We start from the raw sequence: 25253 nt of genomic DNA, 5'->3' as shown, positions 1-25253 counted from the left end.
ATCTGGCTCTCAATGCGCAGGTCAGAGGCCCTAATGGCATGGCCATGGCGCCCTATTTGCCCTACTGAGCCAGATAGTAGGTGATGTGAGTCATGTGGGGTGGTTCACCGGTCAACGGACTTCCGGGCGGCTCTCGGAGGCTCTTCGGGGCCCTCGAATGTGACCGCGGTCTCGAAGGCCGCCCTGCGGGTGGCTCTGCGTAGCGCCCTGAGCACCGCCGGGCCGAGAGTGAGCGTCAGCAGCACCGTCACCAGGGCCCGCCCCAGGTCCCAGCCCAGCGACGTCGCCACGCAGTACGCGACGAAACGGGCCAGGTTCGCCGGGACCGTCCCGTCCGGGTCGAAGGCCACTCCCGAGGCCAGCGCGCCCATGAACGGCCAGCCGGCCATGTTCATCGCCGTGCCGTAGGCGAAGGCGGCGAGGAAGCCGTACCCCCCGAGCAGTGCCAGCTCGGCCCGGCCGCGCAGCCGCTCCGGGCCCGGCAGCAGCCCCGCCCCCATCGTGAACCAGCCCATCGCCAGCATCTGGAACGGCATCCACGGGCCCACCCCGCCGGTGAGCAGGGCGGACGCGAACATCGTGACCGAACCGAGGACGAAGCCGAAACCCGGCCCCAGCACCCGGCCGCTCAGCACCATCAGGAAGAACATGGGCTCGATGCCCGCCGTCCCCGCACCGATCGGGCGCAGCGCGGCGCCCGTCGCCGCCAGCACGCCGAGCATCGCCACCGCCTTCGCGCCCAGCCCGGACTCCGAGATCGTCGCCGTCACGACCGCGACCAGCAGCACGAGCAGGCCCGCGAACAGCCAGGGCGCGTCCTGCGCGTGCGCGTTCAGGGCGGAGCCCGGCGGGGCCAGGAAGGGCCAGCCGAACGCGATCACGCCCACCGCGCCGACCAGCGTCAACGCCGCCAGGGAGCGAGGGCCCAGCCGCACGGGACGGGGGCGTCTGCGGGGCGCCGTCATCCCAGCGCCCGCCTCACCTGCGCGACCGTGAGCCACTCCTGCGGCGCGAGGATCTTCGTCACCTGCGGGGCGAAGGACGGCGACGAGACCACCACCTCCGCCGTGGGACCGTCTGCGATCACCTCGCCCTCGGCGAGCAGCACCACCCGGTGGGCCAGCTCCGCGGCCAGTTCCACGTCGTGCGTGGCCAGCACGATCGCGTGACCGGCCGCGGCCAGCCCGCGCAGGACGGCGACCAGGCGGGCCTTCGCCGCGTAGTCCAGGCCGCGGGTGGGCTCGTCGAGCAGCAGGAGCGGCGGCCGGGCGGCGAGGACGACCGCCAGCGCGAGGGTGAGCCGCTGGCCCTCGGACAGGTCCCGGGGGTGGATGTCGTCCGCGATGCCGGGGAGGAGTTCCGAGACCAGGGCGCGGCAGGCGCCGGGCGCGGCCCGCGCGTCCCGGTCGGCGGCCGCGCACTCGGCGGCGACGGTGTCGGCGTAGAGCAGGTCGCGCGGCTCCTGCGGGACCAGACCGACGCGGCGCACCAGGTCTCGCGGGGAGGTGCGGTGCGGGACCGAGCCGCCGACGCGCACCGTGCCGGCGGACGGCGCGACCAGGCCGACGAACGCGTTGAGCAGTGTCGACTTCCCGGCGCCGTTGCGGCCCATGAGGGCGACGGTCTCGCCGGGCCCGACGGTGAGGTCGACGTCCCGCAGGGCCTGGACGCCGCCCCGGCGAACGCCGAGCGACCGGGCCTCGGCGGGCGGCCCGGAGAGGAAGGGGATGGAGGGGGAGGCGGGGCGGATGGGGGAGGGGGACGCAGGGGAGGGGCCGGCCGGGGCGGACAGTGCGGCCGGGGCCGGGGCCGGGGCCGGGCGAAGGCGGCGGAAGGGGCGGCGGGCCCGAGGGACGGCGGCCGGGGCGGGTGACTCGGCCACCGGTACCGGTGTCTCCGGGGTCGCGGGTGACTCGGCCACCGGTACCGGTGTCTCCCGGGCCGCGGGTACGTCCCGGGTCTCCAGGGCGGCGAGGCGTTCCCGCAGGTCGGCCGCCCTTCGCCGGGCGTCGCGGACCGTCAGCGGCAGCGGGGACCAGCCTGCCAGCCGGCCCAGGTCCACCACCGGCGGGAACACCGGGGACACGGCCATGACGTCCGCCGGCGCGCCGAGGAGCGGGGCCGCCCCGGCGGCGGGCAGCAAGGCGACCTGGTCGGCGTACTGCAGGACGCGTTCCAGGCGGTGCTCGGCCAGCAGCACCGTCGTGCCGAGGTCGTGGACCAGCCGCAGGAGAACGGCGAGGACCTCCTCCGCGGCCGCAGGGTCGAGCGCCGATGTCGGCTCGTCCAGGACGAGCACCCGGGGGTGCGGGGTGAGGACCGAGCCGATCGCCACCCGCTGCTGCTGGCCGCCCGAGAGGGTGGCGAGCGGGCGGTCGCGCAGGCCGGCCAGTCCGAGCAGGTCGAGGGTCTCCTCGACGCGACGGCGCATCACCGCCGACGGCAGACCCAACGACTCCATGCCGTAGGCGAGTTCGTCCTCCACCGTGTCCGTCACGAAGTGCGACAGCGGGTCCTGGCCCACCGTCCCCACGACGTCGGCGAGTTCACGCGGCTTGTGGGTGCGGGTGTCGCGGCCGGCGACCGTGACGCGGCCGCGCAGGACGCCGCCGGTGAAGTGCGGGACGAGACCGCTCACCGCGCCGAGCAGCGTCGACTTGCCCACCCCCGACGGGCCCGCCAGCAGCACGAGTTCACCTTCGGGGACCATGAAGTCGACGTCCCTGACGGTGGGTTCGGCGACGCCGTCGTACGTCACGGAGACGTTCTCGAAGCGGATCACGACGGCTCCTTGTGCACGAACGCGGGCAGCAGGGCGAGGAGTACGGCCGCCGCGGGCCACAGCGGGAGGGCGGGCGCGGTCAGCGGGACCACCCCCGGGTTCAGGTCCGCCGGGTCGGCGGACGCGGCCAGGACGAGCAGGGCCGCGACGGCGACGCCGGAGGCGGCGGTCAGACAGGCCCGCGGGGTCCAGCGGTCCGGCCGGTAACGGGTGCGCGCGGAGCGGCGGCCGCCCAGCCGCAGCCCGGCGACGGCCGCGACCACTCCGGCGAGCAGCACCGGAACGCCGTACGTGCCGCCGGCGGCGGTGAGCAGGCCGTACGTTCCCGCGCAGACGCCGAGCAGGCCGCCCAGCGTGAGGGCGGCGGTGGTGCGGCGGACGGGAGCGGGGACGTCGGCGGTACGGCCGTAGCCGCGCGCGTCCATCGCGGCGGCCAGCGCGACCGAGCGCTCCAGAGCGCCCTCCAGCACCGGCAGACCCACCTGGAGCAGCCCGCGCAGCCCCCGGTCCGGACGGCCCCGCAGGCGGCGGGCGGCGCGCAGCCGGTGGACGTCCGCGATGAGGTTCGGGGCGAAGGTGAGCGCCACGACCACCGCCACCCCCGTCTCGTACAGGGCGCCCGGGAGCGTCTTCAGCAGGCGCGACGGGGAGGCCAGGGCGTTCGCGGCGCCGACGCACACGAGGAGGGTGGCCAGCCTCAGGCCGTCGTACCAGGCGAAGAGCAGGCCCTCGGCCGTCACCGCGCCGCCCAGCCGGATGCCCTGCGCCCAGTGCGGCAGCGGGACTTCGGGCAGCGTGAGCAGCACATGCGTGCCGGGGATGGGCGAGCCGAGCACGACCACGAAGACGAGACGGACGACGAGGACGGCGAGCGCCAGCTTGAGGAAGGCGGAGTAGGAACGGGACCAGGGGGTGTCCGGGCGGCACACGGTGACGACGTACGCGGAGGCGGTGAGCAGCAGGCCGAGCAGGAGCGGGTTGGTGGTGCGGGTGGCGGCGGAGCCGAGGCCGAGGGCCCACAACCACCAGGCGCCGGGGTGCAGTGGGGGCCGGGAGCGGCGGTCAGCCATCGCGGCGCCGCCGCGCCTGCCACACAGCGGCCGCGCCCAGCACCGCCACCGCCGCCACGCCCCCGAACAGGCCCAACGACGGTCCCCCGTCCTTCCCGCCGCCGTTACCGCCGTCGTTCCCGTCGGCGTTCCGGCTGCCGGTCCCCTTCCCGGCCCCCTCGGCCGTCGTCGGCTGCCGGGTGCGCCTCCCGTCCGTCGACACCTGCTCGCCGCACCCCGTCCCCGGATACCCGGCGATCGCGCACAGCAGGGCGTTGGCGTCGTAGCGCAGCGGCTTGGCGACCGCGGCGAGCGCCTCGGCCGTCGTCGCCCCGGAGGAGACCCGGGCGCACGCCGTGCGGGGCGAGGGCGACGGCGGCGCCTCGCCGCCCGGGGCGTCCGCCGCCGTGCCGAAGTCGATGACCAGGGCCACCCGTTTCGTGCCGTCCTGCTCGGGCGTCTTCGCGCAGATCGCCGCGAAGGAGGCGGCGCCGCGCGGCTGCGTCGCGTCCTGCGAGTCCTCGCTCACCGCGAACCGGAAGCCCTCCACGTCGCCGTCGGCGGGGCGGGCGGTGGACGGGCCCTGGGTGGCGTAGGTCCAGTGATCGCCGGCACGGTCCCAGAAGGACCAGTAGCGGTAGCCGGCGGCGTGGGCCGAGCCCGCCGCGCCGAACGACACCAGCGCCGACGCGGCCAGTACGGCGGCCAGTACCTGGACGCGGGCGCGGACGTGCCCGTGCGTACGGGTGGCCTTGGCAGGGGCGGCCTGGGCGCGGGCGGGCGCGGGGGTGCGTACGGCGGGCCGGGGCGTCACGGCTGACGCTTCCTGCCACGGCCGCTCATCAGGAAGCCGATGCCGATGCCCACCACGAGGAAGACGCCGACGATCAGCCAGAGGCTGTACGCCGGGCCGGAGCCGTCGGAGTCGTCGGAGTCGTCCGCCTTCTTCGGGTCCGCCGAGGCGGTCGCGCCGGCCGCCTCCGCGCCGCTCTGAGGGGCCGGACCCGTCGCGTTGAGCTGTGCGACCAGGTCCGTGCCGCCGAAGGCGTGCGGATCGGCGCCCATGGCATGAGCCGCGAAGACCAACTGGGCATAGGCGGCCGGCCCGCTCTGCTTCGCCCAGCCCGCGGCGTTCTGCTCCAGCCAGGCCAGCGGCTTCCTGGCCTGCTCGGTCCACCCGAGGGCGGCGAGGGCGACCACCGCGTCGGCGGTGTTGCCGTAGTCGGGCTGGTTCGCGGCGCCGGGCAGGACCGACTTCAGGTAGCCGTCGTGGGCGACCGCCCCGGCGAGATAGGCCGCGCCGTTGTGGGCGACCTCGTCCGGGGTGAGCGGGGCGGAGGAGCCGCCGCAGGCGCGTTCACCCTGCGACGCGTTGCCGGCCGTCGTCACGAATCCCTTGCCGAGAACGCCGAGGACGCCCGCCGCCGTCGCGTCCGCGTTGGCCGCGAGGCCGCCCTTCTTGTCCGGCTGGTAAGCGAACGCGCCGCCGCCGGCCCGGTCGCAGGGGAGAGAGAGCTTCAGGAGGGCGTCGTACGGCGACTTTCCGGCCTTCTTCACTCCGGCCGGCCGCTGCCCGGCCGCCGCGAGCGCCCCGGCCACGACGGACGTCGAGTTCGCGTCGCTGGCCCCGCCGGGGAAGTAGCCCCAGCCGCCGTCGGCGTTCTGGACGGACTTCAGCCAGCCGACCGCCTTCTGCGTCGCGCCGCCGTGTCCGCCGAGCGCGGCGAGCGTCTGGACGGCCGCCGCCGTGCTGTTGGTGTCCACCGTCAGCTTCGCGTCGCACGGCTTGGCGGTGTCGGCGCGGAAAGCGGCGAAGGAGCCGTTCGCGCACTGCTGTCCGGCCAGCCAGGTCACGGCCGCGTCGGCCGGGGCGACGCCCGTGGTGTGCTGCGCGAGCAGGGCCAGCGACTGGCGCCAGACGCCGTCGTAGGTCGGGTCGGCGGTCCCGTACAGCCCGGCGGGTATCGCCGTCGACGGGGTGGGGGACGCGGTGGGGGGCGCGGTGGCGGCCACGGCGGGGACGGCGGCGCCCAGCACGACGGTGGCGGCGGCCAGAGCCGCGGCGCTACGGCGGACGTTCATGATCGGCGGGTGCCTCTCCCTGTGAGGGAGCCGGGCAGCGCGGGGCGACCCCGGCGGCTCGGCTCCGTATGCCTCGACGGTGCCGTGCGACGGCCGAGCTGCCGACGCACATGAGCCGGTCACGGCCCCGTGCCAGGTGATCCGGCTGTCAACGGTTGCGGGTCAGCGCCGGAATTGCACCGGCTTCCCCCTGTACGGGCGTGATACGACCCGGCCACTCTACCGGCAGGTAAGCAGGCGCCCGAGGGGAGCCCGCGGACGACGGCAGGCCCCTGCCCGTGTCCGTCCCCATGCCGGTGACCGGACGGAGGCGCTGTGCCGAGGGGCCTCCGAGGGGCCTCCGACGGGTCTCCGACGGGTCTCCGACGCGACGGCGAGCCCGCCGGAGAAAGCAACTCCCCGCCCCCGCGCCGGAGTCGATCAGGTCGCTGCCGGCTAGGCCGCGCGCGGCGTCGGGCCGCCGAAGGGCAGGAACAGCACCCGCCGCTCCAGCAGCCACGCGCCGCCGACCCGGCGGAACGCGTCCTCGTAGTGGCCGACCTGGACCGGGGGGCCCGCGGGGACGGTGCCGCCCCCGTACCCGTCGACCCGGTGCGTCGAGAAGTACGACGTGGCCGAGGCCGCGTCCGGCGCGGTCACCGTGACCAGGATGTTCGTCATCAGACGGCGGGAGAGCCGGTCTGCGGGGCGCGCGCCGAAGTACTCCCGCAGCGCGGGCCGCCCCTGGACGAGTCGTTCGCCGGCCGGCCACGCCCAGCTGCCGTCCTCGGTGAACAGCTCGGCCACGGTCGGCGGTTCGCCGAGGTCGAGACGGTGGACGAAGTCGACGACGAGCCGCTCACAGGCGCGTTCGGCGAGCAGCCGCTCGACGGGGCCCATGGCAGCCGCGAGGCCCATGGCCTGGTCCGTGGGGGCCAGGGCGTCCAGCGGGTCCGGGGGTTGCCGGGGGTCCAGAGGGTCCAGAGGGTCCAGAGGGTCCAGAGGGTCCAGAGGGTCCATACGGCTGTCTAACAGGTGCGCCTGCCGCGGCGCGATCGAATTTGACCGGATCACGCGAGGCCCACAGGCATCAGGGCTCCGGGGTCAGGGATCGCGATCACACGGCCGCGTACGTCACCGGATCGCTGCCCGTCACGGCTTCCGCCCGGCCCAGCTTCACCAGCCGCCGCAGATGCGCCTCGGCCTCGGAGACCGCGATGTTCCTCGACCCGTAGGGGATCTGGTCCCAGGGCCGGTTCCAATCCATGCGTTCGGCGAGCTGCCAGGGGGTGAGGGGGGAGGCGAGGAGCGCGAGGAGTCCCGTGAGGCGGTCCTCGTGGTGGGCGAGCAACTCCCTCACCCGGGACGGCGCGTCGGTGAAGGCGTGCTGGTGCGCGGGGAGGATCTCGGCGGGCGCGAGCCGGCCGACGCGTTCCAGGGAGTCGAGGTAGTCGCCCAGCGGGTCGGTCACCGTCGCGTCGTCGGGGTCCTCGTAGAGGCCGATGTGCGGGGTGATGCCGGGAAGCACATGGTCGCCGGAGAACAGCCGGCCGCGGCCCGGGAGCCCGGCCGGGTGGTCCTCCTCCAGATGCAGGCAGACATGGCCGGGTGTGTGTCCCGGGGTCCAGATCGCGCGCAGTCGGCGGCCGGGCAGGCCGAGAAGCTCGCCGGGGACGATCTCACGGTCGGGGAGGGCCGGGGAGAGGCCGGGCAGCGTTCGGCGGCGCGCCGTGCGCAGCGGGGCGAGGTGCGCGTCGGGGGCGCCCGCGGCGGCCAGTTTCTCGGCCATGTAGGTGTACCAGCGCTCGGGCCGGGTCTCCCGGGTCCGCCGCACGATCGACGCGTCCGCCGCGTGCATCGCCACCCACGCCCCGGACGCCTCCCGCACCCGGGCGGACAGACCGTGGTGGTCGGGGTGGTGGTGGGTGATGACGACGCCGTGGAGGGCGGCCACGGACGTGCCGCAGGCCGTGAGCCCCGCCACGAGGGCGTCCCAGGAGGCGGGATCGTCCCAGCCGGTGTCGACGAGGACCGGCCCCCGGTCGGTGTCGACGACATAGACGAGCGTGTGGCCGAGCGGGTTGTCCGGGATCGGCACCCGCAGCGACCGCACCCCCCCGCCATGATCGAACACCTTCGCCATCTGCCCTCCGTCCCACGGCCATTGCCCACTATAACTAGAACTGGTATCAGTTTCTGAAACACCGTCAGAAAATGAAGGCAGTGGCCATGGCTGAGCTCGTGGAGCACGGAAAGCTTTTCATCGGCGGGGAGTTGACCGACCCGCTGGGCGATGCCGTCATCGAGGTGATCTCGCCGCACACCGAGGAGGTCATCGGACGGGTGCCCCACGCCTCGCCGGCCGATGTGGACCGGGCTGTCGCCGTCGCCCGGCAGGCCTTCGACGAGGGGCCCTGGCCGCGTCTTTCGCTCGACGAGCGGATCGAGGTCGTCGGCCGGATCAAGGACGGGATCCTGGCGCGTCACGAGGAGCTCGCCCGGGTGATCTCCTCCGAGAACGGCTCCCCGTACTCCTGGAGCGTCCTCGCGCAGGCCCTCGGCGCGATGATGGTGTGGGACGCGGCGATCACCGTCGCCCGGGGCTTCACCTACGAGGAGCGGCGCGACGGCGCGCTCGGCAGAATACTCGTGCGCCGCGAGCCGGTCGGGGTGGTCGCGGCGGTCGTCCCCTGGAACGTCCCGCAGTTCGTCGCCGCCGCCAAGCTCGCCCCCGCGCTGCTCACCGGCTGCACGGTGATCCTCAAGCCGTCCCCGGAGTCGCCGCTGGACGCCTACGTCCTCGCGGACATCGTGCGGGAGGCCGGCCTGCCGGAGGGCGTGCTGTCGATCCTCCCGGCGGACCGGGAGGTGAGTGAGTACCTGGTCGGCCACCCGGGCGTGGACAAGGTCTCGTTCACGGGCTCGGTCGCCGCCGGCAAGCGGGTCATGGAGGTGGCGTCGCGCAACCTCACCCGGGTGACCCTGGAGTTGGGCGGGAAGTCGGCGGCGGTCGTCCTGCCGGACGCGGACCTCGCCACCGCCGTCCCCGGGATCGCCTCGGCCGCCTGGATGAACAACGGTCAGGCCTGTGTCGCCCAGACCCGGATCCTGCTCCCGCGCTCGCGCTACGACGAGTTCGCGGACGCCTTCGCCGCGGCGGCGGACGCGCTGGTGGTCGGCGACCCGCTGGACCCGGCGACCCAGCTCGGCCCGCTCGTGGCCGAGCGGCAGCAGCGCCGCAACCTCGACTACATCCGCATCGGGCAGGAGGAGGGCGCGAAGATCCTCACGGGCGGAGGGCGTCCGGCGGGCCTGGACCGCGGCTGGTACGTGGAGCCGACCCTCTTCGGCGACGTCGACAACTCCATGCGGATCGCCCGCGAGGAGATATTCGGCCCGGTGATCTGCCTGCTGCCCTACGGCGACGAGGCCGAGGCGGTGAAGATCGCGAACGACTCGGACTACGGGCTCAGCGGCAGCGTGTGGACGGCCGACGTCGGGCACGGCGTCGAGATCGCGCGCCAGGTCCGCACCGGGACCTACTCCGTGAACACCTTCAGCCTGGACATGCTCGGACCGTTCGGCGGCTACAAGAACTCCGGGCTGGGGCGGGAGTTCGGGCCGGAGGGCTTCGGCGAGTACCTGGAGCACAAGATGATCCATCTCCCGGCGGGCTGGGAGGGGTGAGTGAGGTGGGGGCCCCTCCCGCGCCGGAGCGTTCGGGTGCGGGGGCGGGGGACCGGTGGCACGTCGAGGTGGACCGGTCCCTGTGCATCGGTTCCGCCCAGTGCGTCCATCACGCGCCGGACGGCTTCCGGCTCGACACCGCACGCCAGTCCCATCCGGCCGACCCGGACACGGACGCCAACGAGCGGGTGCTGGCGGCGGCGGAGAGCTGCCCGGTGGAGGCGATCATGATCACGCTGGCGGGGAACGGCGAGCCGGTGTTCCCTCCCGAGGAGTGAGGTAGGGACACCGTCGGGTCCGGGGGCGACATGGATGGGCAAGTGGGTGTGGATGTGCACGTGGACGTGGCCGTTGACATCCGCATCCACCTCCACAGCAGGGGACGGCGGTCGATCCGTGCCGTCGCCCAGGGCTAGGCGTGGGCCGGGGGCTCGTTGGGGGCCTCGGGGTCGGTCACGTCGATCAGCCTGCATACCGTCTCGATGTCGATCCGCACCTGTGCGATGGACGCGCGGCCCGACAGCCAGGTGATGAGCGCCGAGTGCCAGGTGTGCTCGATGACGCGGACCGCGGAGAGCTGCTCGGGGGTGGGGTCGGTCAGGCCCATCGAGTCCAGGATGATCGCCGTCGTCTGACGGGACACCTGGTCGACCTCCGGCGAGACGCTGCGGTCGGCGAAGGTCAGCGCGCGGACCATCGCGTCCGCCAGGTGCGGCTCGCGCTGCAGCGCGCGGAACGCGCGCATCAGGGTCTCGGCGACGCGCTCCGCCGCCCGTTCGCCCGTCGGCGGCTTCTTCCGCAGCGTGCCGTGCATGTGCTCCAACTGGTCCTGCATGGTGGCCACCAGCAGATGCACCTTGGAGGGGAAGTAGCGGTACAGCGTGCCGAGGGCGACCTGCGAGGACTCCGCGACCTCCCGCATCTGCACCGCGTCGAAACCGCCCCGGCTGGCCAACTGCGCGCTCGCGTGCAGGATGCGGCGGCGGCGCGCCTCCTGCCGCTCGGTGAGGGAGGAGTGCGCGGGGCGCTGAGGGCTGGCTTCCGCAGACATGGGTCCCGTTCCGGTCCGTTCCGTGACAGTCGTGGTGACAGTCGGTGAGGGGCGGTGATCATACGGCTCGACGGGTGATCGGTGGTGGCGTGAATCACCTGATCCACTGCTCACAGCGCTCGTACCTGCCGGTAGATTCAGAGCCTCCCGAACGATCAAGTCTGAAACTTGTTCTAGGTTAGCGTCCCGACGTAGTGTCGCGGGACAATGCAGGCAGAAGGGGGCCCGGAGTGACCGCTGAGGCCAGTCAGGCAGGGTCTCGGCATGACGTTGCCGCTGACGGCGGGCGACCGCTCAAGATCGCGCTCCTCACCTATAAGGGAAACCCGTTCTGCGGGGGCCAGGGCGTCTACGTACGGCATCTCTCACGCGAACTCGCCCGTCTCGGCCACCGCGTCGAGGTCATCGGCTCGCAGCCCTACCCGGTCCTCGACCCGGGGCACGAGGACAGGCTCTCCCTCACCGAGCTGCCCAGCCTCGACCTCTACCGTCAGCCGGATCCTTTCCGCACCCCCGGGCGGGGCGAGTACCGCGACTGGATCGACGTCCTCGAAGTGGCGACGATGTGGACCGGCGGGTTCCCCGAGCCGCTGACCTTCTCGCTGCGCGCCCGCCGCCATCTGCGCGCCCGCCGCGGTGAGTTCGACGTCGTGCACGACAACCAGACGCTGGGATACGGCCTGTTGGGGGACGTCGGCGCGCCCCTGGTCACGACCATCCATCACCCCATCACCGTCGACCGGCAGTTGGAGCTGGACGCGGCCGAGGGATGGCGGCGGCGGTATTCGGTGCGGCGCTGGTACGGCTTCACCGCCATGCAGAGGCGCGTCGCCCGCCGGCTGCCGTCCGTGCTCACCGTCTCCGGCACCTCCCGCCAGGAGATAGCCGACCACCTCGGCGTCCGCGACGACCGCATCCACGTCGTCCACATCGGGGCCGACACCGACCTGTTCTCGCCGAATCCCGCCGTGGCGCAGATACCCGGCCGGATCGTGACGACGTCCAGCGCGGACGTTCCGCTCAAGGGCCTGGTCCACCTCGTCGACGCCCTGGCGAAGGTGCGCACCGAGCATCCGCACGCCCACCTGGTCGTCGTCGGCAAGCGCCCGCAGGAGGGGCCGGTCGCCCAGTCGATCGAGCGGTACGGCCTCGAAGGGGCCGTCGAGTTCGTCAAGGGCATCTCCGACGCCGAACTGGTCGACCTGGTGCGCTCGGCGGAGGTGGCCTGCGTGCCGTCGCTGTACGAGGGCTTCTCCCTGCCGGCCGCCGAGGCCATGGCCACGGGCACCCCGCTGCTCGCCACGACCGGCGGGGCGATCCCCGAGGTCGCCGGGCGCGACGGGGAGACCTGTCTGGCCGTGCCGCCCGGCGACGCGGGCGCGCTCGCCGCGGGCCTGGGCCGGCTGCTCGGCGACCCCGATCTGCGGGCCCGGCTCGGCGCGGCCGGACGGCAGCGGGTGCTGGAGCGGTTCACCTGGGCGCGGGCCGCCGAGGGGACCGTGGCCCGCTACCGCGAGGCGATGGCCGACGACGGCCGCAGCACCCGGACTCCCGGGGCCTCGTCGGCCCGTTCCGTCGCCGTCGCCGCTGCCGCTGCCGCTGCCGCCGAGACGACGGCGGTCCCCGCGGCCCCGGTGGCCTCCGCAGTCCCCGCGGCTGTCGCCGCTCCCTCCGCTCCCGAGGCCGTCGACGCCCGGGCCACCGGCGACGCTCCCGCCGCCGACGTATCCGAAGCATCCGATCGCGAAAGCAGGGCCACGTGCTGACCGTCGACTTCTCCCGGTTCCCGCTCGCCCCGGGCGACCGGGTCCTCGACCTCGGCTGCGGGGCCGGCCGGCACGCCTTCGAGTGCTACCGGCGCGGCGCGCAGGTCGTGGCCCTCGACCAGAACGCCGAGGAGATCCGCGAGGTCGCCAAGTGGTTCGCGGCGATGAAGGAGGCCGGGGAGGCCCCCGAGGGCGCGACCGCCACCGCCATGGAGGGCGACGCCCTGGCCCTGCCCTTCCCCGACGAGTCCTTCGACGTCGTCATCATCTCCGAGGTCATGGAGCACATACCGGACGACAAGGGCGTCCTCGCGGAGATGGTGCGCGTGCTGAAGCCGGGCGGCCGCATCGCGATCACCGTCCCGCGCTACGGCCCCGAGAAGGTCTGCTGGACCCTCTCCGACGCCTACCACGAGGTCGAGGGCGGGCACATCCGCATCTACCGGGCGGACGAACTGCTCGGGAAGATCCGTGAGGCGGGCCTCAAGCCGTACGGCACCCACCACGCCCATGCGCTGCACTCGCCGTACTGGTGGCTGAAGTGCGCGTTCGGCGTCGACAACGACAAGGCCCTGCCGGTGCGCGCCTACCACAAGCTGCTGGTCTGGGACATCATGAAGAAGCCGCTGGCCACCCGGGTCGCCGAGCAGGCGCTGAACCCGCTCATCGGCAAGAGCTTCGTGGCCTACGCGACCAAGCCCCATCTGCCCCCGCTGTCCGAGGCGGCCGCCAAGTGACGACCCCCAGGACCGAACACCTCGTCCTGACCGGGGTCCTGACCGCCGAGCAGGCCGCCGCGACCGTCGCAGGCATCCTCGCCGTGCAGCGGGAGGACGGCGCGATCCCGTGGTTCCGCGGCCACCACCTCGACCCGTGGGACCACACCGAGGCCGCCATGGCGCTGGACGCGGCCGGCGAGCACGAGGCCGCCGAGCGCGCCTACGACTGGCTGGCCCGGCACCAGAACGACGACGGCTCGTGGTTCGCGGCCTACCAGGACGGCGACTTCGACGCCGTCACCGACCGGGGCCGCGAGACGAACTTCGTCGCGTACATAGCCGTCGGCGTCTGGCACCACTACCTGTCCACCGGCGACGACACCTTCCTCGACCGCCTGTGGCCGACCGTCCACGCGGCGATCGAGTACGTGCTGCGGCTGCAGCAGCCCGGCGGGCAGATCGGCTGGCGGCGCGACGACGACGGCACGCCGACCGCCGACGCGCTGCTCACCGGCTCCTCCTCGATCCACCAGGCGCTGCGCTGCGCGCTGGCTGTCGCCGAACAGCGCGAAGAGCCGCAGCCCGACTGGGAGTTGGCGGCGGGCGCTCTGGGACACGCCATACGACGGCACCCGGAACGGTTCCTCGACAAGGACCGCTACTCCATGGACTGGTACTACCCCGTCCTGGGCGGCGCGCTGACCGGCGCGGAGGCCAAGTCCCGCATCGAGTCCGACTGGGACCGGTTCGTCGTCCCGGGGCTGGGCGTCCGCTGCGTGGCGCCCAACCCGTGGGTGACGGGCGGCGAGTCGGCCGAACTGGCCCTCGCTCTGTGGGCGATGGGCGAGTCCGACCGGGCGCTGGAGATCCTGCAGGCGATCCAGCACCTCCGGGACGCGGAGTCGGGGCTGTACTGGACCGGGTTCGTGTTCGAGGACGAGGCGATCTGGCCCCGGGAGCTGACCACCTGGACGGCGGGCTCGCTGCTGCTCGCCGTCGCGGCCCTCGGCGGCCACGAGGCCACCTGTGCCGTCTTCGGCGGGGAGCAACTGCCCTCCGGGCTGGAGGCCGACTGCTGCGCCTGAGAACACCTCAGGGCGCTCGGTCGACTCCGGGGACTGAACGGCCTCCGGGACTCGGGGGACAGAGCGGCCTCCGGGACTGCGGGGACCGAGCGGCCTCGGGGGACTGAGCGGGACTCAGTGGCGGTGGACGCGGTTCGCGATGGCGTGGCCGACGAACAGGTACACCACCGCTGCCAGGCCGTAGCCGGCCACGACCCGGGCCCATGCCTCGTCGAACGTGAAGAGGTCACGGGACCAGCCCGCCAGCCAGTTGGCCGCGTGTTGGACGAACTGGACGAGGTCGTTGCCCCGGTTGGCGTCCAGCAGATACATGAGGATCCAGAGCCCGAGGATGACGGCCATGACGTCAGCGACGACCGCGATGACCGTTCCTGCCGAGTTGGAACCACTGCGATATCGAGACATGCCATCCGGATTGCCGTTCGATTCCGGATGAAACCTCGGGCGTGTCGGGCTTGTTGGGCACGCGGGCCCCGGGCCCCGGTCCCCGTCAGGAGTTGAGTTCCGCCAGCACCCGTAGCGAGGTCAGGTCCGGGGCCACCGCCAGCAGGTCCGTCACCGGGCCCTTGCGCCACGACTCCAGCCGCTCCGCGATGCGTTCGCGGGATCCGACGAGGGAGATCTCGTCGGCGAAGGCGTCCGGCACGGCGAGCACGGCCTCCTCACGACGGCCCGCCAGGAACAGGTCCTGGATGTGCCGGGCCTCCTCCTCGTAGCCCATGCGCGCCATCAGGTCTGCGTGGAAGTTGCGGGTGGCGTGGCCCATGCCGCCGATGTAGAAGCCGAGCATGGCCTTCACCGCCAGCAGTCCCTCGCGGACGTCGTCGCACACCTTGACCCGCGCCATCGGGGCCACCCGGAAGCCCTCCGGCAGCTCCTCGATCCCCGGGCCGTACGCGTCGGGCCTGCTCGGCGACCAGTACAACGGCAGCCAGCCGTCGGCGATCCGCACGGTCTGCGCCACGTTCCGCGGACCCTCGGCTCCGAGCAGCACCGGCAGATCCGGCCGCAGCGGATGGGTGATGGACTTCAGCGCCCTGCCCAGACCGGTCGCGTCGGGGCCCCGGTAGGGGAGCGCGTGGAACCGGCCGTCCGTCGCGACCGGACCCTCCCGCCGCAGCACCTGCCGGACGACGTCCACGTACTCCCGGGTCGCGGTCAGCGGCGACTTGGGGAAGGGACGGCCGTACCAGCCCTCGACGACCTGCGGGCCGGACAGGCCGAGGCCGAGCATCATCCGTCCCCCGGACAGATGGTCCAGGGTGAGGGCGTGCATCGCGGTCGTGGTGGGGGAGCGGGCCGCCATCTGCGCGACCGCCGTGCCCAGCCCGATCCTCGACGTCCGCGCGGCGATCCAGGTGAGCGGGGTGAAGGCGTCCGATCCCCAGGACTCCGCCGTCCACACCGAGTCGTATCCGAGCCGCTCCGCCTCCCGGGCCAGCTCCACCTGGTCCGGGGAGGGGTCACGGCCCCAGTAGCCGAGCGCGAGACCGAGCCGCATGACAGCCTCCTGACGGTCCGTCAGTTGCAGGGGGCTGCGACTGTACGACAACGGCCCCCCGCCCGGAAGGGCGAGGGGCCTGCTTGCCGTGGTGCGGCGCGGTACGGGCGGACGCTCAGCCGCCCTGGATGCCGGTACGGGCGAACGCTCAGCCGCGCTGGATGCCGGAGGCGTCCCGCAGGACGCCGCGTCGGCCGTCCTGGGTCTGCGCGACCAGGCCCTGGGCGCCCTGCTCGACCGCCAGGTACCAGGTGCCCGGAGCCAGTTCGGCGATCGGCGTCGGTGCGCCGTCCTCCGCGTACAGCGGACGCGGCACGGGCACGGCGAACCAGAACGGGGAGAAGTCCGCGGACGCCGGCTGCGCCGGACCCGGCTGACCGCCGAACGGCTGCCCGCCCGGCTGACCGGGCTGGCCCGGCTGCGGCTGACCGCCGAACGACGACGGCTGCGGTGCGCCCGGGTAGCCGTAACCGGCGGGCGGCTGCGCGCCGTAGGGCTGCGGAGCCTGCGGCTTCGGCGCCGGGACGAGACCGGCCTGGAGAGCGGGGACGAGAGGAGTGGCGACGGCGGCGCCGGCCAGCACCAGCGTGGCGATGAGGGCCAGGATCAGACCCGCGCCGGCGTCGGGGGCGTTCGAGCTGTCGCCGACGTTGTCGTAGCCGCCGGACGGGTCGAAGATGTTGCCGAGCGCGCTCCACGCGGCGAAGACCGTGAAGGCCACGCCGAACTGGCGGAGCTCGAGTCCGGCGACCTTGGGCGCCTGCGGCAGCCCCCGGCTGACGACCACGAGAGCGGCGCCGATGATCCCCGCGAGCACGACGCTGAACAGCACAGGCCCGCTGTTCCAGAGGTTCGGCAGGTCGTAGCTGTCAGGGATCCCGTTGATCGAGTAGTTGTCGAAGAACGACGCGACGAACAGCAATACCGCTGCTCCGATCACCACGCCGTCGCCTCGAGTGAGGGAGCGGATATTCACTTCAGGTCCTTCGTCAGTCGTCTCGTCATCGGCACACGCATGCACATATCGCTGGAGGCGTCGCTGTCACCAGGTCACCGTCAGGCCCAGGTGTGAGCGCGGGGGTGGCCCCTCATCGTAGGAACGACACTATCGTCCGCACGATCGCGCTGTCCGCCGGGATCTGCGCGCTGATCACGACCCGTGCAGGAAGCTCACGATTCCCTCGGACATCCCTTGCGCCGCCTTCTCCCGCCAGACGCCACTGGTCAGCAGCGCCGCGTCCTTGCTATCGCGCATGTTGCCGCACTCGATGAACACCTTGGGAACCGTTGACAGATTGAGACCGCCGAGGTCCCTTCGCGTGACGAGACCGGTTCCGTCTCCGACGTAGTTGGACGGCGAAGTGCCCGTGGAGCGGGCGAAGTCGCTCGCGATCAGCTTGCCGAGATCCTTCGACGGGCCGACGACGGCCCGGTTGTCCGCGGCGCCCGCGTGCACCGCGGCCGGCAGGATCACATGGAAGCCGCGGTTGCCGGCCGCCGAGCCGTCGGCGTGGATCGAGACGACCGCGTCGGCGTGCGCCGTGTTCCCGATGCGGGCGCGCTCGTCGACGCACGGTCCGAACGGCCGGTCCCCGTCCTGCGTCAGCTTCACCGTGGCGCCCTGCCGCTGCAGCAGCGTGCGCAGCCGGTGGGCCACGTCCAGCGTGAACTCCGCCTCGCTGTAACCGGAGTTCGTGGACGTCCCCGTGGTGTCGCACTCCTTGCGGTTGGTGCCGATGTCCACCTGGCGGCCGAGCTCGGCGGTGTGCCGGACGTTGGCGGGGTTGTGCCCCGGATCGATGACGACGACCTTGCCCTTGAGGGGGGCGGTGGCCCCGCTCGGTGGCGCGGAGAGGGTGCCCGGCCGGTCGTCGCCGCCGGCCGGGGCGGTCCCCGGGGCGTTCGAGGAGGCGCCCGCCCCCGCCCGCGCCCCGCCCGGTCCGCCGTCCCCGCCGCTCCCGGTCCCGCCCAGCGCCTCGTACGCCAGCCAGCCCAGCAGCGCGCCGGGCACGAGCGCGGCCAGCGCCACCGTCAGCGGACGGCGCAGCCGGGACCGCCGGGGCCGGTCGGAGCCGAAGGAGTCCGACGAGCCGAAGGAGTCGGACGAGCGGTTGGGGTCGGTGGGGCCGAAGGGGTGGGAGTGCGGGCCTGGGTACGACACGCCTGCCACCCTAACGGGCGCCCCTGAAGCGTCACCTCCGCCGACCGGTACTCGTTGCCGGCGGGAGCCAGGCAGAAGAACCGGTCGTACGGGGGAGCCGGGCGGCCTTCGCCACCTTTCCGATCACCAGCCGGGCGGAGACTCTCCGCGGCCACCGCACCCCGCGAACCGCGGCCGGTCCCGGATGCGCGCGGTCAGGGCGTGGTGAAGCCGGCGATGTGGTCGGCGGCCCAGACGGTGAAGGAGTAGGCGGGATGGCCGGTGAGTTCCTCGACGGTGCGGGTGAGGTCGACGGGCCTGCCGTCCGTGGAGCGCCACCACGCGAGGAGGGCGTCGGCGTAGGCGGCCGGGATGTGCTCGGCCGTCTCCTTCTTCCACTGCTCCGGGGTGACGTGCTCGTACGCGACGGTCAGACCGGTGACGGCGGCGAGACGGTCGATCTGCTCGGCGAACGTCAGCGACTCGGGTCCGGTGAGGGTGAACCGGCCGCCGCGGCGCCGGGGGTCGGTGAGCACGGCGTGGGCGGCCTCGGCCACGTCCTTCTCGTGGACGGGGTCGGTGTGAGCGCCGGGGAAGGGCAGGCTGATGGGCCTTCCGGCCTTGACCGGCCATGCCCAGGCCCTGGCGTTGGCGGCGAAGGAGCCCGGCCGCAGGAGGGTGGTCTCGATCGGCGAGGCGAGCAGCGCGCGCTCCACGGCCAGGTGGGAGGCGGCCAGGGCGTCGTGCTTCGGCTCGGGGCCGAGCAGCCCCAGGACGCCGGAGCTGGACAGCACCACGACATGGTCGACTCCGGCCCGCCGGGCCTGCTCGACGAAGTCGGTGACGCGGTCGGCGCTCGCATAGAGGAAGACGGCGGTGACGCCGGCCAGCGCGGCCGGAAAGGTCGAGGGATCGGTGAGGTCGAGGGCGACCGTCTGGACGCCGGGCGGCGGGGCGAGGTCGGCGGGTCTGGCGGATCCGACCCGCAGGGGCAGGCCGTAGGGGCGGCCGGGCTCCGGTCGGCGCTCGCCGCCCCGCCCTGCCGTCGCTCGCGCCAACGTCAAGAGAAGATAAAGAAATCGTTAGTGTGCTGAAGCACCGGAATAGTTGCCCGTGCATACAGGTTCAGGTCCCATGTAATCACCGAACCACCGCCCGGAGGCACCCCCTCATGACGCACACGACGACCGACCGGCCCACCCGCGAGGCGAGCGGAGCCGTGGTCCCGGTCCTCGCCTTCGCGGGCATCGTGGTCGCGGTGATGCAGACCCTGCTGGTCCCGGTCATCAAGGACCTGCCGCAGCTCCTGGGCACCGCACCCAGCAACGCCACCTGGGTCCTGACCTCGACCCTGCTCTCGGGCGCCGTGGCCACCCCGATCATGGGCCGCCTCGGCGACCTGTTCGGCAAGCGCCGCATGCTGATAGCCAGCCTCGCCGTGATGGTCGTCGGCGCCCTGGTCAGCGCGCTCACCAGCGACCTGCTCACCATGATCGCCGGCCGTACCCTCCAGGGTTTCGCCATGGGCGCGATCCCGCTCGGCATCGGCCTGATGCGGGACATGCTGCCCCGCGAGAAGCTCGGCTCGGCGATGGCACTGATGAGCTCCTCGATCGGCGTCGGCGGCGGTCTCGCCCTGCCCCTCGCGGCCCTGATCGCCCAGCACGCCGACTGGCACGCCCTCTTCTACGGCGCGGCCGGCCTCGGCGTGCTCGCCATCGTCCTCACCCTCCTCGTCGTCCCCGAGTCGCCGGCGCGCGCCGAGGGCACCTTCGACGTCCTGGGCGCGATCGGCCTCTCCATCGGCCTCGTCCTCTTCCTGCTGCCGATCACCAAGGGCAGCGACTGGGGCTGGACCTCCGGCACCACCCTCGGCCTCTTCACCGCCGCCGCCGTCGTCCTCGTCCTGTGGGGCGTGATGGAGCTGCGGGTGAAGGCCCCGCTGGTCGACCTGCGCACCACGGCCCGTCCGGCCGTCCTCTTCACCAACCTGGCCTCGATCATGGTCGGCGTCTCCTTCTACGTCGTCTCCCTGGTCCTGCCGCAGCTGCTCCAGCTCCCGAAGGCCACCGGCTATGGCCTCGGCCAGTCGATGGTCGTCGCCGGACTGCTCGTCGCGCCGCTCGGCCTGACGATGATGATCACCGCGCCCGTCTACGCCAGGCTGTCCGCCAAGTACGGCCCCAAATTCACCCTGATCCTGGGCATGCTGATCATCGCGATCGGCTACGGCGCGGGCCTCGGCCTGATGAGCGCCGCCTGGCAGAGCCTCGTCATCGCGGTCGTCCTGGGCGCGGGCATCGGCCTCGCCTACTCCTCGCTGCCCGCACTGATCGTGGGCGCGGTCCCGGCCTCCGAGACCGGCGCGGCCAACGGCCTCAACACCCTGATGCGGTCCATCGGCACGTCGGTGTCCAGCGCCGTCATCGGCATGGTGCTGGCCAACACCGCGAACGACGTCGGCGGCGTCGCCGTCCCGACCATGCACGGCTTCCGCGTCTCCTTCCTGATCGCCACGGGCGCCGTCGCGGTGGGCCTGATCCTCGCTCTCTTCCTGCCCAGGCAGCAGCGCCCGTCGGCCGTGCCGCAGCTGCGCGCCAGCAGCGAGGAGGACGCCAACCTGGAGCGCGCCGAAGAGGCCCTGCGGGGCTTCCGCGGCCGGGTCCTGGACGCCGGCGGCGCCCCGGTCGCCCGCGCCAAGGTCACCCTCATCGACCGCCGCGGCCGCCAGGCGGGCGCCACCCTGTCGCAGGAGGACGGCAGCTACGCCCTCGCCGTCCCGGCCCAGGGCGCCTACGTCCTCGCCGCCAAGGCCTCCGGTCACGGCCCGCTCGCGAGCTCCGCGACCCATGCGGGCGACGAGCGGCCGGTCGACCTGGACCTGGCCCTGCCGGGCGAGACGGTCAACGCCTGACCGTCCGACCAGTCGACGGCCTGACCGCCTGACCGTCTGACCGTCTGACCGTCTGACCGTCTGATCGCCCGACGGCCGTTGGCCCGACGGCCCGGTCGTCTGGGTGCCCTGTGTGCCCCGAGCGCCCTGAGTTCCCTGAGGGTCCCGCCTTGCCGCACCCCCCGTCGCGACCGCGCCGGGGGGTGCGGCAGCATGGGCGCCCACACCCGCGTACCACCGGAAGGACCCCCATGACCGCGACCCCCACGACCGCGGCGCCCGAGCCCGAGATCCTGGCCGCGTTCGAGGCGGCGAAGGGATTCATGCCCGTGGACGAGGGGCTCGCGCTGTACGCGGCCGCCGTCGAGGCGGGAGCGCTCGGGCTGCCGCTGCTGGAGGTCGGCACCTACTGCGGACGTTCCACGATCCTGCTCGCGGACGCCGCCCGCCGGGCCGGGGTGAGCGTCCTCACGCTCGACCATCACCGCGGGAGCGAGGAGCAGCAGCCGGGCTGGGAGTACCACGACCCGGAGACGGTCGACCCGGAGATCGGCCTGATGGACACGCTGCCCGCGTTCCGCCGGACCCTGCACCGGGCGGGCCTGGAGGAGCACGTGGTCGCGCTCGTCGGACGGTCGCCGCAGATCGCCGCGTTCTGGAACTCGCCCCTCGGGCTCGTGTTCGTGGACGGCGGCCACACGGACGAGCACGCGAGCGCCGACTACGAGGGCTGGGCGCCGCATGTCGCCGAGGGCGGTCTCCTCGTCATCCACGACGTGTTCCCCGACCCGGTCGACGAGTTCACCGGGCAGGCCCCCTACCGCGTCTACCTGCGCGCCCTGGAGTCCGGCGCGTTCACGGAGGTCTCGGACACCGGCTCGCTGCGAGTGCTGCGGCGCACGCGCGCGGCGCTCGGCGAACGGTAGGAGGCGCTACGGCGGCGACGTCCGCGGGCGCGGCGCCACCGTGTGCAGGCGCCCGCTGCTGCGCCGGCCGGGGCCGCTGCCTACAGCCAGCCCTGCTGGCGGGCCGCGCGCATCGCCTCCATGCGGTTGCGCGTGGCCGTCTTGCCGATCGCGGAGGAGAGGTAGTTGCGGACCGTGGACTCCGACAGATGCAGCCTGGCGGCGATGTCGGCGACCGTCGCGCCGTCGACGGAGGCCTCCAGGACGTCCCGCTCGCGGGCCGTCAGCGGATTCGGCCCGGCGCTCAGCGCGGCCGCGGCCAGCGCCGGGTCGACGACCGTCTCGCCGGTCAGCACCCGGCGGATCGCCGCCGCGAGCTCCTCCACGGGACCGTCCTTGACCAGGAAGCCCGCCGCACCGGCCTCCATCGCCCGGCGCAGATAGCCGGGCCGGCCGAACGTGGTCAGGATCAGCACCCGGCAGTCGGGGGCCTGCTCACGCAGCTCGGCGGCGGCGTCCAGGCCGCTCATGCCGGGCAGTTCGATGTCGAGGAGCGCGATGTCCGGACGGTGGAGGAGGGCCGCGTCCACGATCGCGTCCCCTGCGCCCACCTGGGCGACCACCTCGATGTCGGGTTCGAGACCCAGCAGCAGGGCCAGCGCGCCGCGCATCATCCCCTGGTCCTCCGCGAGGAGCACCCTGATCGACTTGGTGGGGCGCTGGGAGCGGGGCATCTCGTTCACGGGTCCGCCCGGGGTCTCGGTCACGGCCCAAGATTAGGCCCGACGACGACGGACGGCACCGTGCCGACGGATTCCGCGGCCGCGGACGAGGTGGTCGTCGCCTTCCCGTTCCCGTTCCCGTCGCCGTCCTGACCCCGGCCCCGGCCTCGACCCCGGCCCTCGTCGCCGGCCCGTCCCGCGCCCCTGCCGCAGTTGCCGGCAGCATCCCCCTTCGCCATCGCGCCCGTGCGCGCCCGGAGGTCCGGCGTCGGCCGGACCGGCGGCTCGACTCGCGGCCCGGCCGGTGACTCGGCCTGAGAGTCGGCCGGTGACTCGGCCTGCGAGTCGGTCGGCAGTTCCGCGGTGACCGTGAAGCCGCCGCGCGGGCCCGGACCCGCCGTCAGGGAGCCGCCCGCGATCGCGAGGCGTTCGCGCAGGCCCTTCAGGCCGGTGCCGCCGCCCGGCGCGCCGCTGTCGTCGCCGTCGGCGCCCTGGGGGCCTTGGCCGTCGTCCGTCACCGTCAGCCGGATCCGCTCCGGGGCCGCCGTCACCGTGATCAGGCACTGCGTCGCGCCGCTGTGCCGGACGACGTTGGTGACCGCCTCGCGCACCACCCAGCCCAGCAGGGCCGCGCTCTGCGGGTCCGGCGGCGGCCCGGACCGGGTCACCGACGACTCGACGCCCGCCGCCGTGAGCGCGGAGCGGGCCCGTTCCAGCTCGCCGGCCAGACTTCCCTCGCGGTAACCGGTGACCGCCTCCCGGATCTCGGTCAGCGCCTGCCGGCCGACCGCCTCGATGTCCGTGACCTGGGCCAAGGCCGCGTCCATGTCACGCAGGGCCAGGCGCCTGGCCGCCTCCGACTTCACCACGATCACCGAAAGGGTGTGGCCGAGCAGGTCGTGCAGGTCGCGCGAGAAGCGCAGCCGCTCCTCCTCCACGGCTCGGCGGGCCAGCTCCTCGCGGGCGGCGCGCAGTTCCCGCACGGCCTCGGAGAGGGACAGGATCGCGGCGGTCACCATCGTGGAGAGCCAGGTCGCGTAGGCGATCGTGAGGCCGTCCCAGCCCTCGTGGACGGCGGAGACCGTCCCCGCCAGCGCGGCCAGCGCGGTGCCGACGGCGCGCAGGTGGGGACCGCGCAGGACCGCGCCCGTCGCGAGGCCCAGCAAGGGGAAGAACAGCAGCCAGCTGTCGCCGTAGGCGAGGGCGAGCCCGCAGGTCACCAGCCCGAGCAGGGCCAGCGCCACCCGCGTGGAGGTCGCCTGGCGGGTCTCCTTCACGAAGGAGCGGAAGGAGACGTAGATGTAGAGGGAGTTGAACGTCAGCAACCCGAGGCCGCCGATCCAGGGGTTCGGGGTCTCGCCGTGGAAGAGGTTGGAGATGGCGCCCATCCCCATCAGCAGCCAGGGCATCAGTGTGAAGCCGCTGGCGGGCGGGCCCGCGTCGTCCGGGACCCGCTGCGACGGGTCCCCGCTCCGGCGCCCCGCTTCGTGGACGGCCCGGTACTGGGCCTTGAGGCGCTCCTTGTCCGCCTTCCAGTGCCGCTGCTGCTCCCGTGCCTCCCGGAACGCCGCGCGCCAGGCGGCCCGGCGGTACGCCTGTGCGCGCCGCAGGTCCTCGAACGACCTTGCCATGGTCCCGTCCCCGTTTCCGTCTCCCGTGCCCACCGCTCCAGGCGGTGCGGCCGACTCCGACGCTACGGTCTCGGGCCCGTCCGCGGCAGTGCCGAGATGTACGGACCCGGCCGGTACAAATGTCACCGTCGACGGTTTCTGACATACCGTCAGGTGTCGGCCGTCAGGTCTCTTCACAAGTACCGGGGCCTGGGCTATACAGGGGGTCGCCGCATGGGAACGCGTTCTAGATCTGTTGTTGTTTTCTGTTTTCTGTTCCTGTTTCTGTTCCGTGGAGGACGCGTTCCGCGGCCCCGTGGCGACCTCGGTGCGGCCGATCGGTGCGGACGGCCGTGCCGAGGTCTCGACACGATCCGAGCGATCCGAGCGATCAGGAGCCCCATGCCCATCGACGCAGCCAAGGCGCTCGCCGCCGAACCCCGGACCGGCGAGATCGCCTGGGACCGCCGGGACGTCCAGCTGTACCACCTCGGCATCGGCGCGGGCGTACCGGCCACCGACCCCGACGAACTGCGGTACACACTGGAGTCCCGGCTGCACGTCCTGCCGAGTTTCGCCACCGTCGCGGGCTCCGGCTCACCCGGCGTGATCAGCGGACTGTCCATGCCCGGCGTCGAGGTCGACCTGGCCCGCGTCCTGCACGGCGGCCAGCGCCTGGAGATCCACCGCCCCCTCCCGGTCGCGGGCCGGGCCACGGCGACCGGGCGCATCGCGGGCGTGTACGACAAGGGCAAGGCGGCCGTCCTCGTCATGCGCACCGAGGTCGCCGACGCGGAGGGGCCCCTGTGGACCAACGACGCCCAGATCTTCGTGCGCGGAGAGGGCGGCTGGGGCGGCGACCGGGGCCCCTCCGCCCGGCTGGACCCGCCCTCCGGCGATCCCGACAAGGAGGTCGAGCGGGCCGTCCGCGAGGACCAGGCCCTCCTCTACCGCCTCTCCGGCGACTACAACCCGCTGCACGCCGACCCGGAGTTCGCGAAGTCCGCCGGGTTCGACCGGCCCATCCTGCACGGCCTGTGCACCTACGGCATCACGCTCAAGGCGGTCGTCGACACGCTGCTCGACGGTGACGTCACGCGGGTGCGCGGCTACGCGACGCGGTTCGCCGGAGTGGTGTTCCCGGGGGAGACCCTGCGCATCCGCATGTGGCGCGGCGAGGGGACGGTCCGGGTGGCCGTCAGCGCCGTCCAGCGGGACGACGCACCGGTCCTCGCCGACACGATCGTCGAACACGCCTGACCGCCGTCATCACCGCGTGCAC

23 protein-coding genes and 1 riboswitch are annotated in these 25253 nt (G+C 73.4%); of the genes, 8 read left to right on the top strand and 15 right to left on the bottom strand.

All coding sequences use genetic code 11. The features are described from left to right. Window positions 1-104: 104 nt before the first annotated feature. The 7 genes from Sri02f_RS13335 to Sri02f_RS13305 all read right to left on the bottom strand — a co-directional run bounded on the left by Sri02f_RS13335 (window position 105) and on the right by Sri02f_RS13305 (window position 8035). A complete protein-coding gene (locus Sri02f_RS13335) occupies window positions 105-965 on the bottom strand; it encodes an ECF transporter S component (protein ID WP_109001368.1) in 861 nt (286 codons plus the stop codon). Beyond that, window positions 962-2782: an ABC transporter ATP-binding protein gene (locus Sri02f_RS13330; RefSeq protein ID WP_109001367.1), complete on the bottom strand. Its 1821-nt coding sequence runs from the start codon at window positions 2780-2782 to the stop codon at window positions 962-964. The genes Sri02f_RS13335 and Sri02f_RS13330 overlap by 4 nt, the downstream gene beginning before the upstream one ends. Next, a complete protein-coding gene (locus Sri02f_RS13325; RefSeq protein ID WP_109001366.1) occupies window positions 2779-3852 on the bottom strand; it encodes a CbiQ family ECF transporter T component in 1074 nt (357 codons plus the stop codon). Before Sri02f_RS13325 ends, Sri02f_RS13330 begins: the two co-directional genes overlap by 4 nt. Continuing rightward, the gene (locus Sri02f_RS13320; RefSeq protein ID WP_109001365.1) at window positions 3845-4645 is read right to left on the bottom strand and encodes an SCO2322 family protein; all 801 of its coding nucleotides are present in this window, start codon (window positions 4643-4645) and stop codon (window positions 3845-3847) included. Before Sri02f_RS13320 ends, Sri02f_RS13325 begins: the two co-directional genes overlap by 8 nt. After that, window positions 4642-5913, bottom strand: a complete 1272-nt coding sequence (locus tag Sri02f_RS13315) for an SCO2321 family membrane protein (RefSeq protein WP_109001364.1) — start codon at window positions 5911-5913, stop codon at window positions 4642-4644. The genes Sri02f_RS13320 and Sri02f_RS13315 overlap by 4 nt, the downstream gene beginning before the upstream one ends. Before the next feature lie 114 nt (window positions 5914-6027). Next, window positions 6028-6147, bottom strand: a riboswitch (cobalamin riboswitch). Between the two features lie 201 nt (window positions 6148-6348). Beyond that, window positions 6349-6792 (bottom strand): nuclear transport factor 2 family protein, encoded by a 444-nt coding sequence (locus Sri02f_RS13310; protein ID WP_109001535.1) that lies wholly within the window; start codon window positions 6790-6792, stop codon window positions 6349-6351. Between the two features lie 217 nt (window positions 6793-7009). Beyond that, window positions 7010-8035 carry a Strvi_7410 family MBL fold metallo-hydrolase gene (locus tag Sri02f_RS13305; RefSeq protein ID WP_109001363.1) on the bottom strand — a complete coding sequence of 342 codons (1026 nt, stop codon included), beginning with the start codon at window positions 8033-8035 and terminating at the stop codon, window positions 7010-7012. An 86-nt stretch (window positions 8036-8121) separates the two neighbouring features. Here Sri02f_RS13305 and Sri02f_RS13300 point away from each other — a divergent pair, with 86 nt between their 5' ends. Both Sri02f_RS13300 and Sri02f_RS13295 read left to right on the top strand, forming a co-directional pair. Next, window positions 8122-9579 carry an aldehyde dehydrogenase gene (locus Sri02f_RS13300; RefSeq protein ID WP_109001362.1) on the top strand — a complete coding sequence of 486 codons (1458 nt, stop codon included), beginning with the start codon at window positions 8122-8124 and terminating at the stop codon, window positions 9577-9579. Window positions 9580-9584: 5 nt separating this feature from the next. After that, the gene (locus Sri02f_RS13295; protein WP_109001534.1) at window positions 9585-9857 is read left to right on the top strand and encodes a ferredoxin; all 273 of its coding nucleotides are present in this window, start codon (window positions 9585-9587) and stop codon (window positions 9855-9857) included. Between the two features lie 134 nt (window positions 9858-9991). Here the strand turns inward: Sri02f_RS13295 and Sri02f_RS13290 are convergent, their stop codons facing one another. Beyond that, the gene (locus Sri02f_RS13290) at window positions 9992-10630 is read right to left on the bottom strand and encodes a TetR family transcriptional regulator (protein WP_109001361.1); all 639 of its coding nucleotides are present in this window, start codon (window positions 10628-10630) and stop codon (window positions 9992-9994) included. Between the two features lie 230 nt (window positions 10631-10860). On the opposite strand from Sri02f_RS13290, the gene Sri02f_RS13285 reads away from it, so the two are divergent. Genes Sri02f_RS13285 through Sri02f_RS13275 form a run of 3 tightly spaced genes read left to right on the top strand, consistent with a single transcriptional unit; the run spans window position 10861 to window position 14200 of the window. Next, a complete protein-coding gene (locus Sri02f_RS13285; protein ID WP_109001360.1) occupies window positions 10861-12396 on the top strand; it encodes a glycosyltransferase family 4 protein in 1536 nt (511 codons plus the stop codon). Continuing rightward, entirely contained in the window at window positions 12390-13133 is a 744-nt protein-coding gene (locus Sri02f_RS13280) for a class I SAM-dependent methyltransferase (protein WP_109001359.1), read from the top strand. Before Sri02f_RS13285 ends, Sri02f_RS13280 begins: the two co-directional genes overlap by 7 nt. Continuing rightward, window positions 13130-14200, top strand: coding sequence for a prenyltransferase/squalene oxidase repeat-containing protein (locus Sri02f_RS13275; RefSeq protein ID WP_109001358.1), 1071 nt, complete (start codon window positions 13130-13132; stop codon window positions 14198-14200). The genes Sri02f_RS13280 and Sri02f_RS13275 overlap by 4 nt, the downstream gene beginning before the upstream one ends. Window positions 14201-14314: 114 nt before the next feature. Here the strand turns inward: Sri02f_RS13275 and Sri02f_RS13270 are convergent, their stop codons facing one another. The 5 genes from Sri02f_RS13270 to Sri02f_RS13250 all read right to left on the bottom strand — a co-directional run bounded on the left by Sri02f_RS13270 (window position 14315) and on the right by Sri02f_RS13250 (window position 18905). Further along, the gene (locus tag Sri02f_RS13270) at window positions 14315-14605 is read right to left on the bottom strand and encodes a hypothetical protein (RefSeq protein ID WP_109001357.1); all 291 of its coding nucleotides are present in this window, start codon (window positions 14603-14605) and stop codon (window positions 14315-14317) included. A gap of 85 nt (window positions 14606-14690) precedes the next feature. Next, complete coding sequence (locus Sri02f_RS13265) at window positions 14691-15701, bottom strand: LLM class F420-dependent oxidoreductase (protein ID WP_109001356.1); 1011 nt, start codon at window positions 15699-15701, stop codon at window positions 14691-14693. Between the two features lie 148 nt (window positions 15702-15849). Further along, window positions 15850-16677, bottom strand: a complete 828-nt coding sequence (locus tag Sri02f_RS13260; RefSeq protein ID WP_109001355.1) for a DUF5336 domain-containing protein — start codon at window positions 16675-16677, stop codon at window positions 15850-15852. A gap of 174 nt (window positions 16678-16851) precedes the next feature. Continuing rightward, on the bottom strand, window positions 16852-17748 hold the full coding sequence (locus Sri02f_RS13255; RefSeq protein ID WP_245970632.1) for an N-acetylmuramoyl-L-alanine amidase: 897 nt from the start codon (window positions 17746-17748) through the stop codon (window positions 16852-16854). 308 nt (window positions 17749-18056) lie between these two features. Continuing rightward, on the bottom strand, window positions 18057-18905 hold the full coding sequence (locus Sri02f_RS13250; protein WP_109001353.1) for an SDR family oxidoreductase: 849 nt from the start codon (window positions 18903-18905) through the stop codon (window positions 18057-18059). Window positions 18906-19012: 107 nt separating this feature from the next. Between Sri02f_RS13250 and Sri02f_RS13245 the strand changes: the two genes are divergently transcribed. Further along, window positions 19013-20755, top strand: a complete 1743-nt coding sequence (locus tag Sri02f_RS13245) for an MFS transporter (RefSeq protein WP_109001352.1) — start codon at window positions 19013-19015, stop codon at window positions 20753-20755. Between the two features lie 230 nt (window positions 20756-20985). After that, complete coding sequence (locus Sri02f_RS13240) at window positions 20986-21660, top strand: class I SAM-dependent methyltransferase (protein ID WP_109001351.1); 675 nt, start codon at window positions 20986-20988, stop codon at window positions 21658-21660. A gap of 80 nt (window positions 21661-21740) precedes the next feature. Here Sri02f_RS13240 and Sri02f_RS13235 read toward each other — a convergent pair whose 3' ends face one another. Further along, window positions 21741-22373, bottom strand: coding sequence for a response regulator transcription factor (locus tag Sri02f_RS13235; protein ID WP_109001533.1), 633 nt, complete (start codon window positions 22371-22373; stop codon window positions 21741-21743). A gap of 29 nt (window positions 22374-22402) precedes the next feature. After that, complete coding sequence (locus tag Sri02f_RS13230; RefSeq protein ID WP_109001350.1) at window positions 22403-23992, bottom strand: sensor histidine kinase; 1590 nt, start codon at window positions 23990-23992, stop codon at window positions 22403-22405. Window positions 23993-24373: 381 nt separating this feature from the next. Here Sri02f_RS13230 and chsH3 point away from each other — a divergent pair, with 381 nt between their 5' ends. Further along, the gene (chsH3, locus tag Sri02f_RS13225) at window positions 24374-25231 is read left to right on the top strand and encodes an enoyl-CoA hydratase ChsH3 (protein WP_109001349.1); all 858 of its coding nucleotides are present in this window, start codon (window positions 24374-24376) and stop codon (window positions 25229-25231) included. Window positions 25232-25253: the final 22 nt, after the last annotated feature.

The sequence above is a fragment of the Streptomyces rishiriensis genome, assembly GCF_003112535.1.
GTDB classification, from domain to species: Bacteria; Actinomycetota; Actinomycetes; order Streptomycetales; family Streptomycetaceae; genus Streptomyces; species Streptomyces rishiriensis.
Note: the sequence above shows the minus strand (reverse complement) of the source record. Positions and strands in the feature narration are given on the sequence as shown.